Source organism: Haloplanus sp. HW8-1, from assembly GCF_023703795.1.
GTDB classification, from domain to species: Archaea; Halobacteriota; Halobacteria; order Halobacteriales; family Haloferacaceae; genus Haloplanus; species Haloplanus pelagicus.
On record NZ_CP098519.1, the window covers coordinates 1 to 13,528 of the forward strand.

9 protein-coding genes are annotated in these 13,528 nt (G+C 58.6%); 4 read left to right on the plus strand and 5 right to left on the minus strand.

Translation table 11 applies throughout. The features are described from left to right. Nucleotides 1-118: 118 nt before the first annotated feature. The 4 genes from NBT82_RS18430 to NBT82_RS18445 all read left to right on the plus strand — a co-directional run bounded on the left by NBT82_RS18430 (nucleotide 119) and on the right by NBT82_RS18445 (nucleotide 6,256). Complete coding sequence (locus NBT82_RS18430) at nucleotides 119-1,057, plus strand: ParA family protein (protein WP_256476708.1); 939 nt, start codon at nucleotides 119-121, stop codon at nucleotides 1,055-1,057. Further along, nucleotides 1,050-1,451 (plus strand): DUF7970 domain-containing protein, encoded by a 402-nt coding sequence (locus NBT82_RS18435; protein ID WP_251331434.1) that lies wholly within the window; start codon nucleotides 1,050-1,052, stop codon nucleotides 1,449-1,451. The genes NBT82_RS18430 and NBT82_RS18435 overlap by 8 nt, the downstream gene beginning before the upstream one ends. A 343-nt stretch (nucleotides 1,452-1,794) precedes the next feature. Continuing rightward, nucleotides 1,795-5,139: a PAS domain-containing protein gene (locus tag NBT82_RS18440; RefSeq protein ID WP_251331435.1), complete on the plus strand. Its 3,345-nt coding sequence runs from the start codon at nucleotides 1,795-1,797 to the stop codon at nucleotides 5,137-5,139. Nucleotides 5,140-5,329: 190 nt separating this feature from the next. After that, nucleotides 5,330-6,256: a DUF7504 family protein gene (locus NBT82_RS18445; RefSeq protein WP_251331436.1), complete on the plus strand. Its 927-nt coding sequence runs from the start codon at nucleotides 5,330-5,332 to the stop codon at nucleotides 6,254-6,256. 133 nt (nucleotides 6,257-6,389) lie between these two features. On the opposite strand, the gene NBT82_RS18450 is transcribed toward NBT82_RS18445, so the two are convergent. The 5 genes from NBT82_RS18450 to sufB all read right to left on the minus strand — a co-directional run bounded on the left by NBT82_RS18450 (nucleotide 6,390) and on the right by sufB (nucleotide 13,488). Next, on the minus strand, nucleotides 6,390-9,053 hold the full coding sequence (locus NBT82_RS18450; RefSeq protein WP_175454621.1) for a sensor histidine kinase: 2,664 nt from the start codon (nucleotides 9,051-9,053) through the stop codon (nucleotides 6,390-6,392). Between the two features lie 382 nt (nucleotides 9,054-9,435). Next, entirely contained in the window at nucleotides 9,436-10,035 is a 600-nt protein-coding gene (locus NBT82_RS18455; RefSeq protein ID WP_175454622.1) for a HalOD1 output domain-containing protein, read from the minus strand. 396 nt (nucleotides 10,036-10,431) lie between these two features. Then, complete coding sequence (locus NBT82_RS18460; protein WP_089767367.1) at nucleotides 10,432-11,466, minus strand: transcription initiation factor IIB; 1,035 nt, start codon at nucleotides 11,464-11,466, stop codon at nucleotides 10,432-10,434. A 446-nt stretch (nucleotides 11,467-11,912) separates the two neighbouring features. Then, nucleotides 11,913-12,053 (minus strand): DUF7563 family protein, encoded by a 141-nt coding sequence (locus tag NBT82_RS20365; RefSeq protein WP_425601780.1) that lies wholly within the window; start codon nucleotides 12,051-12,053, stop codon nucleotides 11,913-11,915. Nucleotides 12,054-12,057: 4 nt separating this feature from the next. Beyond that, complete coding sequence (gene sufB, locus NBT82_RS18465) at nucleotides 12,058-13,488, minus strand: Fe-S cluster assembly protein SufB (RefSeq protein WP_089767369.1); 1,431 nt, start codon at nucleotides 13,486-13,488, stop codon at nucleotides 12,058-12,060. Nucleotides 13,489-13,528 lie beyond the last annotated feature (40 nt).

Sequence of the window (13,528 nt, forward strand, 5' to 3'; positions counted from 1 at the left end):
TATATAGGCTATTCTATAATAGAATACTATTTTAGAATAGTATAACTGGAAGAGATAGTATTCTATCTATACTATTCGCGGCAGATTTAACTTGAGGGGAGTTGATACGCTGAATAGCATGAGTGGCTCAGATAGCAAGAATAGCATAGATAGAACGAATAGCCCAAATAGCCCATATGATTCGGTACAGACCGATGGGAACTCTCGGGCTGTTTCGGTGTGTATGCTGAAGGGAGGCGTCGGCAAATCGACGATTGCGGTCAACCTCGCCCGACAACTGGCCGCACACGAACACGATGTCCTCCTCATCGATCTTGACCCGAACGGCCACGCGTCCGTGGGGCTGGGGTTTGACGACCAGTACCACAACACCGAGGAAACCATCGGCGACGTCTTCTTCAACGATGCTGACCCGACTTCAGTTGTCTACGATACCAGCTATGAGTTCGATATCCTCCCGTCCAGCGAGGACTTAGAACAGGTCGAGCGGGAGATCGTCGTCGGCGACGTATTCCAACCCTCTGCGCTGCTCAAACGGGAAGTCGTCGACCCACTCCTTGGGGACACGTACGATTATATCGTCACAGATTCGCCGGCGTACCGATCCCGACTCACGGACAACGCGCTCGTCGCGACGGCGAACTTGGTGCTTCCGCTCGCCCCGGGGAACGAGGCGATGGCCGGCTTGGAGCGAACCATCGAGCGACAGATCTCACCGCTTCGGCAGCATATGGACGTCGACGTTCTGTCACTGGTTCCGAACATGTTGAGCGGCCGTATCGACCAGCAGACTCAAGATCGACAGCTCCTCGAACGTCTCAACTCGCACGATAACCTTCAGGACCGCATCCCGAATTTCGCGAGAATCACGGACTGGGAGGCTGTCGACGCCGGCGATCTCAAACCCTCACCGGGCATCCGGGACCGAACCAGCATCACGAAGGCCTATGGCGAGCGCAAACCCCTGCTGGACTACGACCCTGACTGTGACCAGTTGCAGTGTTTCAACGAGTTGGCGCACATCGTCGAGGCAGGTGAGGTGGTCCGCCATGTCTGACGACGATCCGTTTGCCGACCTCGGGGAGACACTCGAAGATGAACCGGACGACGAACCCCAGGATACGGATGACGCGTCTGGATCGGGAGGCGACGAAGAGACGCCCTCTCAGGAACCCGTCGAACGACGAAATCCGATGACCGATTCAGCGTTCAGCTATGAGGCCGCCAAACAGCGGCCTTTCTACGCCAGGGAGGCTACGATCGAGGACTTCGATTCTTGGTTGAAGTACGAACTGGAACGCGAGCTCAACCAGCAGGGCTACCAGAACATCGTCGTTAGGGAGATGACTGATGCTCTTCTCCGAACCGTCGTGGAGGAAGATCTCGTAGACGAAGTGGCCGAACGATTCGAACAAGCCCGCGAGTCTGCTTCTTCAGAATCGACTGAATAGCGTACTATTCCAAAATAGAATACTATTCTACAATACCCCAGCAGCAACCTCAGAATAGTCTGATTCCGCCTCTATATGGTGGACTCAGTTGAGACCCATAACCTCGGAGGATATATTTGATGTGTGCCTTCTATTCAACAGATGTTGTGCTGTTCAAAATCCGGAGTAAGAGTCAGTACTGGTTCTCAACTCATTTATTAACGATTTTAATAGATATTCATTTGTCAATAATGAATACATCAATCTACTACCTGTGAAACCCACTCTTAGGCTGTAAAATCTAGTTATGGGCAATTACGGCGATACTCTCAAATTGGTCCAGAATAGTGAATTATATAACAAGATGAGTCCGGAACCCACGTCTCCCGACTACGGAGCCGACGCGTTCCTCGCGCGGCTGGCGATAGAAGGTCCAGCACCGATCCTCGCCGCAGAGGCCGCCACCGGAACCGTCGTGGCGGTAAACGAGGCTGCGACCGAGCTGTTCGGTCGCAACCGCTCTTCGCTTATCGGGATGCACCAGACCGAACTTCACCCTCCAGAGACTGAGACGCGCCATCAAGAAGGGTTTCAGGCAGTCCAAGACGGGCGGGAGAAACACGTCCGCGCCGACGCGGAGGAGCCGGTAACGATTCTGCGCGCCGACGGGTCGACGGTGCCCGTCGACGTGAGGTCAACGACGTTTACACACGCGGGCACCGAGTACGTCCTCGGAATCTTCCAAGACGCCAGCGAACGCATGGAGAACTTGGCTCGGCTCGAACAGCAGGCGGCCGCGATGGACCTGACGACCTCCGGTATTGCGTTATTAAACGGTGACGGTGAGTACACGTACCTCAACGACGCCCACGTCACGATGTTCGGGTACGACGACGCCGAGGAGCTGCTCGGCGGGACCTGGCGGCAGATATACGCGGACGACGTCATCGAGCGAATCGAAACCGAGGTTCTCCCGGTCGTCGAGGAGACGGGGTCGTGGGACGGAGAGTTGGTCGGCGTCAAACGGGACGGCACGCCGATTACACAGCGCGTGTCGCTCGCACAGCTTCCCGACGGGGGAATCACCTGCGTTAATCTCGATCTCACCGAACAAGAACGCCGACTCCGTCGCCTTGAGGAGACACGTTCGCTTGCCGAAGAGCTGATGACTGCAGACGATTACGAGGACGTGATCGATACTGCGATCGAGGGAGTGACGGAGATTATTGATCGGCCGTTCTCTGGGTATTGGGCACACGAACCTGCTGGGACGGATACAGCGAATCCGACTGGAACTGCGGAAACCGCGACTGACGTGCTCGTTCCGGTGTCTGTCTCCAGTAGCGGAGCGTCGATTGTCGAGGAGGTACCGCCATTTCGCCCCGGTGAATCGCTTGCGTGGGAGGCGTTCGATGCTGGGACGCCGGCATACTATCCGAATGTCGCCGCTGAGGTGGGCGTTCACAACCAGGACACGCCAATCGGTACCGAATTTATTGTCCCTATCGACGACGATGGCGTGTTTCTCGTCGGATCGCCGGAAACGGACAATCTCAGTGAGGACGAACGCGAGCTCATTTTGATCGTCACACAGTACCTCCAGACGGCAATCGAACTCGTCGCGCAGCGACGTCAACTACGTACTGCGCGCGACCGCATAGCGTCAGAACGCAATCAGCTCGAACGTGTCATGAATACAGTCCCGCAGCTGATATTCGCGAAGAACACCGACGGCGAATTCTTGCTCGCGAACGAAGCGGTCGCTGACGCGTACGGTACCACCGTCTCGGATCTGATCGGTTCGACTGATGCCGACTACACGGCCGAGCCCGACGAGGTGGACGCATTCACCGACGACGATAGACGGGTGATTGAGACCGGCGAGCCGCTCCATCGCACCGAGGAGACGCTGACCGACGCCGCGGGCAACGAACGGGTCTTAGAAACGTGGAAAATACCATTCAAGCCGGCCGACAGCGATGAGGACGCGGTACTCGGCGTCGCCAACGACATCACCGATCTCACCGATGCGCGTGACGAACTCGACCGGCAGCGCCGGTTGACGAACCTCTACGCCGTGAGCAACCGCGTATTCAAATCAGCGGATCCGGAAGACGCGTTCGACGCGTGCGTCGAGGCGGTCGCCGACGTGGTGACGGCCGACGAGATCGCGATATACGATCGCAATACGTCAGAGGGGGAGCTGGTTCGGCTCGCGACCGCGGGAGACAACGCCGACTCACGTAGCCGACGGCGAATTCACCCGGGCGAGACGGACCTCTGGCGAGCGTTCACCGAGTCAGACACGTGCTGGCTCCCGGCCGACGCCGTTATCGAGGTGGACGGCGCGGCCGAGAAGCGGGCACTCGTCACGCAGCTCGGTGAGACGAGCCTGTTGAGCGTAGTCGTCGACGAACGGGACGAGACGTTGGAATCGTTTATTGGGGCGGTGAGCCAGCAGGTCTCGGCAGCACTCACACAACTCCGCCAGGAAACGTCGATAGCGGGGCTCTCGAATGATGTCGCCAGGACCCAGCGGCAAGCGGACCGCTACCAGAACCTGTGGGAGGGAGTGGTCGACGCTATTGAAGCGATCGTGACTGCGGAGACGTCGGCGGCAGTGCGTGAGGCGGTTGTCGACTTCGGCGATCGTGTGGCGGAGTACGCGTTCGTCGGGACGTACGATCCGGTCACAGAGCGAATTTCCCCGGTCGAAGTGTCCGAGGCTGGTGGACCGTCGAAGCTGTACGAAAACGACGGGCAGGCGTTCCCCGCGATCACCGCTGCCTCACAAAACGAACCAGAGCGTGTCGTCGATGGACAAGAGACTGGGGGAAGTCACGGCGAGTGGCTTAACCGACTGCTCCATTTCGGCTACCGGGAATCGCTCGCGGTTCCAGTGAGCCATTACGGGACCGTCCACGCCGTCGCTGAGTTCATCAGTACAGATGCCGAGCGCTTCGCCGAACCAGAACGCCAAGCAGTTGGTGCGGTTGCGGACGCCGCCGGAATGCGCCTGTCAACGCTTGAGTCCGCGAGCGCGTCGAACGCACCGATCGCCTTCGACCTCGAATGTCAGGATCCGTCGCCGCTCTTTCCGGGCCTCTCGACGTCCGGTACAATCGTCGTCGAACACGTCGCGCTAACGGACAGAGAAAACTTTCACCTTACCGGTCGCGTCGACGGCTACACCGAGACCGCATTTCGTGACTACGTCGCGGCGACGCCGGGCATCGAACTAGACAGCATCGACTCGATCGACAGCAGCGTCCACGAGATTGCTGTGCGGATGAGAGATACACCAGACCGGTCGCTAGCCTCGGTTCGCGACGTACTCATGCGGACAGACACACAACTGAGCAGTGTCCGTTCCCGCCCGAACGCTGACGTGTTGGAGTTCTGGACCACGGACCCGGGAGTAATCGGTCGGGTCCGCGAGGAGTTGTCTACCGTCTCAGATTCGTGTCAGCTCGTCTCGAAGCGCCATCTGTCCGGGTCAACCGGTAGACGCGACGAGTCGGCCGGGAATACAGAGTTGACGAGCCGACAGCAGGAGATCGCCGAAACAGCGCTCCAAGAAGGATACTATGATGATCCGCGGGGTATCAACGGTGCCGATCTCGCCGACCGGTTCGACGTGTCTTCGTCGACGCTCCACCAGCATCTGCGCGCCGCGGAGTCGAAGATCATCCGCGGCTTCTTCGAGTGACAAACGGTTGTGAACTACTACTGAGACACGGACATATTTGGTATCTATTCTGTCTGCCACATATCTTCGGGCGTAGAAATAGTATTGACACTGAAAGATTAGCAAGTATGACCTCGGGACGGAATAACGCGCTGCGGCTCTCGATGAAGGGCCCTCTATACCCGATACCGCCGCGGGCGGGTGAGACTGAGTGAGCATCCAGCCGTCTGAGTTGACTATGATGGTGTACGAGTATCTGAACCGGCCCACTGAACCCACCCCGACTGCGACGAGTGAAGACCGTTCGTCATGGGTCGACTCTTCCGTCTACGTCGACGACTACGGGAACAAGCTAGTTGACCGGCTTCTCGCAGCCGAAAGGCATCCCGGTGAGGCCTTCGAAGCCGTTTTACACCCGTCTCCAGAAACGATCGCACCGGCTTTCATCACCGATGTTGCGGTCCACTACGACGACATCGTTGGATTTGCTGCGCCGAGCTCCCAATTATATGATGACCTCTTTTACGCCATGTACGCGGCGATGACCGAGAAGGGCGCGGTGTTGACGACGAAGTACCCACGCCATGAGGTTCGCTCGCGGCTCTCGACGATGGACCCTCTCGTCATCGATTCTACCCCTGGTGCCGAGACCGACGGCGGTGTTGACGTCGCGACTACCGACTCCGGACCGGTCCGATGCGGTGACCTCACTTCACTTGGGGTCGCCGCCGAACGCGCGACGACGCAGCTCGCGACGGGTGATCGAACGGGAACATTCGCGATCGCGACGTTGACCCAACTGCTGGCGCATCATGACTCAACTGCACTCGATAGGTTCCTCCACGAACTGGTCGGCCAGTGGCGAAATCAGGGCGTCGGCGGGCTCATCCACCTGCCACCAGCGAGGGACATCGACGGTTCCAGCTGGTTTGGGTCGGCACACTTCGATTACGTTATTGAGATGCGAACCGACGACGGCCAGATTGAGGCGCGAGTGTGTGGGAAGCGAGATGTTGCCCCCACATGGCAGGTGGTTGGCTCGGCGCCGTGCTCGGATAGTGAAGCGTCGGCCCAAGCAGTGGACCGACAGCCTTCCGGAATAGTCGATGAAGACGGCGGCGAGTCTACCCCGGAGTGAATACGGTACTGTTACCCGACGAGTCCGTGTCACAACCCGGCCTCGGTTGCTGGGTTTCGGATCGCTGACCCTCGTTGTGAGACGGGGCTTTGCCGACCCTTCCACACGCCTCGCAGTTTGTACGGTATGCCCCCTAGGACATCTGCCCGGGTGCGGCTAAACCCAGATTACGGTTTGCTGACGACGTCGGAACGCGAAGCACAACTTCGGTACCTGTGTCGGTCACGTCGACGTCGATCTCCCCGCCGAGTACCGAGACTAACATCCGAATCAGCCAGATCCCGAGCCCAGAACCGTGCTGTAACGGCGTCTCTTCGCCGGTGACGAGTACCTCCCGCTCGATATCTGGCATGCCAGGCCCGTCGTCGGCCACGACGATCTGGAGCCAGCCGTTGTCGACCTGTCTCACCGATACGTTGACGTACGGGTCTTCTCGGTCTCCTGCGGCCACCGCGTTCTTTATCACCTCGGTAACTGGGTGTGTAAGCCATCGTGAGACTGTCTCGTCGGTCGCGTCGACAGAGACAGCGATCGTTGCGTCCGAGTGGTCATCTCGTACCGCCGTTGCGGCCGTTTCAGTGACCTCAGCGATGTTAACGCTCGACTCGTCGTGTGGTATCTCCCGTATCGCGCGATCGATCACCTGCATTTTGTTCGTAAGTCGTTCCCATCCGTCGAATATACGCGTCAGTCGGCGGAGATGATCTTGACGACAGTCAGCGTCCGGTTCCTCGGCGAGCATCGTTGTCCATCCCACGAGCTTGTTTAAATCGTTGCGGACGTTGTGTCGGACGACCCGCTGGAACACTTGTAAATGCTGTCGCTGTCGCGTCTTCACGGTGATATCCTTCCCCTCAACGGCGATCAGCGTGATTTCACCAGCGGCGTTACGAATCGGCTTGAACGATACGTCGATGCGTGCGAGACCATCTGGACCCTGTAGTTCTCCTTCGGTCTGGACGAGTTCACCGTCACCCGCGCGGTTGACCGCCTCACAAACCGTGAGTCCGTGGTTCGGATCAAGGTTCAGCCACGGGAATTTGTCGATTGGTTCACCAACTATAGTCGACCGATCCACACCGATGCGTGTAACCAGCGTATCGTTCACGTCAGTCACGATTTTATTGGGGCGGACTAACGCGGTAAACTGGTGCGGGCTGTTAAACACTGCCTCCAGTCGCCGAGTGTACTTCTCGCGTTCAGAGATATCGATGAACAGCACATCGGTACCTACGACTTCGTCGTCGACGGTGCGCGGGATCGCCCGTAACAGACACGGGACCGTGTCGCCGTCCGTCGTCACGAGCGTGCGTTCCGCAACGGTAAGATCGCCGCTAAGCGCGCGTTCGTAGCCGTCTGTTTGGAGCGAATCGGCCGAGGTATCGTCGTAAAACTCACTGAGCGGCTGTCCAACCACCGCTTCGCGCTCGTACCCCAGCGCGTCGGAAAACGACCGGTCACAGGCCTCAATGACTGCTTCGCCGCCAACGGCCCGAGTTTGAACGAACAGCAGCGGGCCCTGATCAAACAGTTTCGACGCCCATTTCACACGCTCGGAGCGCTTCGTCGCGTCTCGCCCCATCGCCAGCACACTGGCAGAGCCATCACCCGCATCACTCACAACGGTGTGTAGATCTATCCACGTGACTTCGCTGTCATCCGTCCCGATTCGTATCGTCTCAGCAGCCGGGTCACCGGTCTCGATCGGGCGCCGCAGGGCGTCAGCGGCACGTTCGCGGTCCTCCGGATAAACTACTGCTTGCCATTCGTCTATCGTCGTCGGGCTCGCTCCGACCGTCTCTCGTAAAGTGGCGTCCAACGTGACTGTGTTGGTACTGAAGTCCCACTCACCGATGCCCGTCTCCGTCCCGCTGAGGACGAGTTCCAGCCGCTCAGTCTGGTTTCTGAGCTCTCTGATCCGCCGTCGTTGCTCGGTAATATCGTGTTGAACCCCGATGTAGTTTGTCACGATTCCGTTTGCGTCTCGAACCGGCGTCACGGAGAGCTTCGCCCAGTACGGTTCACCCCCCGCGGTGTAGTTTCTCAGCTTAGTTGTTATCGGTCGCTCGGTTTCGATCGCCGTACGGATTCGCTTTGTCGTCTCCGAATCTGATCCGGGGCCCTGGAGGAATCTCGGGTTTCGGCCGAGAGCCTCTGACCGCTCGTATCCGGTTAGCTGTACAAATTCCTCGTTAACGTACACCAACGGGTTCCCCGGTTGGGTTGGGTCCGTAATCTGGATGCTGGTCCCTGCTTCGTCCAGCGCCCGCTCTTTTAATGCGAGTTCGTGTTCCCGTGCTTCACGATCGCTCACGTCACGCACCGTACAGACCATTCGGGATGGGGTGACCATCGTCAGGGACAGCTCCGCCGGGAACGTCGTTCCATCTGGCCGACTTCCCGTTACTCGCCCCTGCCAGTGACCATCGCGTTCGAGCGCGTCGAAAGCTTCCTTCTCGATCCGTGCCGCTTCATCCGCAGCGTATAGCTCCCGCCAACTTCGACCGAGTAGCTCCTGTTTGCTGTCGAATCCGTACATATCGACGTGCGTCTGGTCGATATAGACGTACGCCTCGTCGTCAAGGATGGCGACGCCATCGGCGGCGTCCTCGATCGCCTGTTGAAACGCACCGAGGCGAATATCCGAGGCGATCTCGCCTGTCGGGTCACGGGTCTGGGAGCTAATACGGTCGAGTGCCGCGGCGAGTGACCCTGCTGCTCGCTCGAGAACATCACGGACAGCGGCCTCGTCCAACGCGGTCGCGAGATCGTGGTGATCCCAGCCAACCGATAGCACACGCTCGGAATCGATCGGAACGAAAAGTTCCTGACGCGGAAGCCAGCGGTTATCATCCGGTGCGATTGGTCCGGCCACCCCGTCAGTTCGAACCGGCGCATCAGCCGTGAAACATCGCTTGATTAGAGCTGCGTCTGGTGAAGGGATTCGAGCCGACCGACCCGTATGGCGTTCGGAACCGAACAACGGTGGGGACGGCTGTTCCGGCGATTGGGCATTCTCGGGGTTACTACCATGCTCGTTGCGGTTTCGCCACACGGTAATAACTGTGTCCCCCAGTGTGGTACGGACCGCAGTCAGTGTCCGATCAATAGCGCCACCTACTGTCTCTTCTCGGTTGAGATCGATGCCGAGGTTGAACAGTGCGTCATCGGTCATCTCGTCACAACTGGTCATCTGTCTGTGTTGCCAGCGGTTCAGTCGAAGACGACTGCGCGGTCAGGTCGTCAATCGATGTCTGAATGGCCCAGAGTTGCTCCACCACTGCCCAGAGCGGATCGCCGAGTTCAGTATCCGAAGTGTTGCTAGCGGCGGTCCAGACGTATTCTTCGGCCTCGGCAAACGCCGCTGCCGCCGCTTCGAGAGCCGCTTCGGTCGATTGCTGTGCGCGTGCGTCGGCTGACAGTCTATGGTGTGCTGGCCGTGTGGGGAACGCGTCTGCGTCGACGACCTCGATCCATCCGTCATGTGTCACAGTCACGAATACATCGTCGTATCGAAACGAAAGGGTCCCCTCTTCAATACGCGTTGTTGAACTATCCGGACCACCAAACAGGAGGTTGATTGTGTCGGCGTCAATATATCTGTCGAGACGCCGGAGATTTTTCGCATCTGTATTTTTAAACTCGGAGACAGCAGTGAATACAGCGTCGAGTGCTGACCGAGTAGTCGTCGGATCAAACCGAGTAACTGACGAGTCCGAGTTCATAGGTCTGTCAATATACATAAATAGTGGATCAATATATTTCGTCTCGCGGACCACTCCGCCTCTCATGGCCTATACCGGATATGTACGTGTGCGCGACTCTCGACAGACATCCGCTGGTACACTTCATAAGACAACCGCGATTATCGAATCAGTCACAGATCGCCTGGCTTAGAGCGGAAACCCGCGTGACTCGATGGTCCATTCGAGCCACGCGTTTTGCCTCTGACAGATTCCTCACTTCGTCGATAGCGTCAACCTAGTCTAGAGGTCGACAGGTTTCAGTCAGTCGAAGAAAAGTTATTTTCTTTGGCGGAACAGTCCGGCATCGAACAAAAAAATCGAATATTTGGGGGTAAGAGGCTGTGCTGAATCGCCATACAGCAGCAAGCTTGTATGTGGGTTAGCCAGATACGCCTCTGAGTTCGGGGGCAGCGTTGTCATTCACTGTGTCTACTCATCCTCCGTATCTGTTGCGGCCAAAATCTCAGGATACCGGTTCCGTATCGTCATCTCGCTCACGTCCGTAGCATCAGCGATATCTGTCTGTCGGAGCGACTCATCGCATCGCTTAGCGGCCGCGTACAATGCCCCAGCGGCGATGCCTACCGGATGTTTCCCGCTGTGAACGCCGTTTTCAACCGCTATTCCGGCGAGACGTCGTGCCTCTCGCTCTGTTGCGTCCGTACACTCCACGTCCGACGCGATCCGTCCGATGAACGAACGGGGGTCTGTCGGGGCGATTTCTAACCCGAGTTCACGTGAGACGTGTCGATATGCCCGCTCAACGCGAATTTGTTCGACGCGGCTCACTGCCGAGACCTCGTCGGTAGAGCGCGGGACACCGTCCATGCGACTCGCCGCGTATATCGCCGCAGTGGCGACGCTTTCAACGGCTCGACCCGTAACGAGTCCGTCCGCAAGTGCGCGACGATAGATGACGCCTGCTGTCTCTCGGGTGCTGTCCGGCGCACCAAGCGCGGAAGCCATGCGGTTGATCTCACCGAGTGCATGTATGAGATTCCTATCCGCAGATGAGCGCCGTCGGAAGCGCTCATCCCACCGTCGCAGGCGGCGCATCTGTTGTCGCTGTTCTCCTGACAGCGCGTTCCCCTTCGCATCTGTGTTTTGCCACCCAATCATCGTCGACAACCCCTTATCGTGTAAGAGGTTCGTGCTTGCTGGTCCGACGCGGGAGTCCTCATCGCCGGTGCCGTTCGGCGTGTACAGTTTGATGTTCGTATCAAGCGTCGCGTCTGAAACGACGAGTCCACAGTCGTCACAGACCGCATCAACCTCATCATCGGCTCGACGAAGTCGCCCGTGACACTCCGGACACGTAGTCTGACTGTGCCGTTCGTCCCCATTCTCCACCGAAACTGCGTCGGTAACAGACTGTCCGTCGCCAGTTTCGCTCGATGAGGGCGCATCAGTACCGTTTTTGCGGGAAACTGTGTCCGGTCGCTCTTCGTTAGTGCGCTCGTTCATCAAGTCGAATCACCTCTCGTGACCGGGGCAGAACAGACGCGTTCGACTGTGTGTCTGGCCAGTACTGTTCATTATGGGCTCTGAGCCGGCGTTGAGTCGCTGATCCTGATACCATGCGCGGTAACTCTCGTAGCAACCGCAGATGGAACTGACCACACTGTCTCGGTGGGTACTGTCACTCCATCGATCGCGAGACAGACGAGTTTCCCTCGTCCCCGCCGCGCCGCAACAACAAATTCAAACCGACGTGATCGGTCGTCAGTCGCTGTCACGTGGATCGTTGAGAGCCCGTTCACACTCTCCCACGTTGTCGTGTCGACGACCCTGAGGTCGCCTGCGGGAGTGACAGCAGTCGAGTCACAGGCTGGACAGGACCCCTCGTGTGGGCTTGTCCCAAGATACCCATAATCGGTGTCACACGCAAAGCAGTGTTCCATGGTCAGAGACTAGTACCGATCCACGATCGTCTCTGCGATATGTGCCCGACCGGAACATGCTGGACAGGCAACTACGTCACCACCGTCTAACCCGAACACGGTGACGAATCGCTGTGAGACGTGTCCGCCGCAGTGGGCGCATTCCGGCATCAAATTACCCCAGCGAGCCCTCCATCTCGAGTTCGACGAGCCGGTTGAGCTCAACGGCGTACTCGATCGGCAGCTCTTCGGTGATAGGCTCGATGAAGCCCGAGACGATCATCTGCTTGGCGTCGTCGTCGTCGAGACCGCGCGACTGGAGGTAGAAGATGTCCTCGTCGCCGATCTTGCCGACGGTCGCCTCGTGGGCGACGTCGACCTTCGACTCGTTGATCTCCATGTACGGCATCGTGTCCGACGTCGACTCGTTGTCGAACATCAGCGCGTCGCACTCCACGGCGGTCGAGGAGTTCTCCGCGCCGTCCGCGATGTGGACGAGGCCGCGGTAGTTCGTGCGGCCGCCGTCCTTCGCGATCGATTTCGACTCGACGGTGGACTTCGTGTCCGGCGCGTTGTGGTACACCTTCGCGCCGGTGTCGATGTCCTGGCCCTCGCCCGCGAAGGCGATGGTGATGTGGTTGTCGGAGGCGCCGCGCCCCTTCAGGATCGACGACGGGTACAGCATCGTCGCCTTCGACCCCATCGAACCGGAGATCCACTCCATGCGCCCACCCTTCTCGGCGATGGCGCGCTTCGTGTTCAGGTTGTAGGTGTTCTTCGACCAGTTCTGGACGGTCGAGTACTGGACGTGCGCGTCCTCGTCGACGAACACCTCGACGCCGCCACAGTGAAGATTGAACTTCGAGTACTTCGGCGCCGAGCAGCCCTCGATGTAGTGAACCTCCGAGCCTTCTTCGGCGATGATGAGCGTGTGCTCGAACTGGCCCATCCCCTCGGAGTTCATGCGGAAGTACGCCTGCACCGGCATGTCGACGGTGGTGTTTTCGGGCACGTAGACGAACGAGCCACCCGACCAGATGGCGCCGTGGAGCGCCGCGAACTTGTTGTCGCTCGGGGGGACGCACTTCGTCATGAAGTGCTCGCGGACGAGTTCTTCGTGCTCTTGGACCGCCTCGTCCATGTTACAGAAGATGACGCCCTTCTCCTCCCAGCGCTCCTGCATGTTCTGGTAGACAACCTCCGATTCGTACTGCGCGCCGACGCCGGAGAGGGCGTTTTTCTCGGCTTCGGGGATGCCCAGCTTGTCGAAGGTGTCTTTGATGTCGTCTGGAAGTTCGGTCCAGTCGTCCACGCCGGCGCGGACGTCGACGTCCGGCCGAATGTAGGGGACGATCTCGTCGACATCGACCTCCGAGAGGTCCGGCTGGCCGGGCCAGTCGGTCGGCATTGGCATCTCTTGGAACTGTTCGAGCGCGCGCAGGCGCCGCTCCAGCATCCACTCCGGTTCGTCTTTGTCCTCCGAGATGACGCGGACCGTCTCCTCGGTGAGCCCCTTCTCGGTCTGGAAGGCAGACTTCTCCTCCTTTTTGAACTCGAAACGGGCCTCGGTGTTCGTCTCTTTGAGATCGTCTTGTTTTGAACTCATCAAAGTATTCTTCAGAGACTACAAATATAAGTGTGGTGCG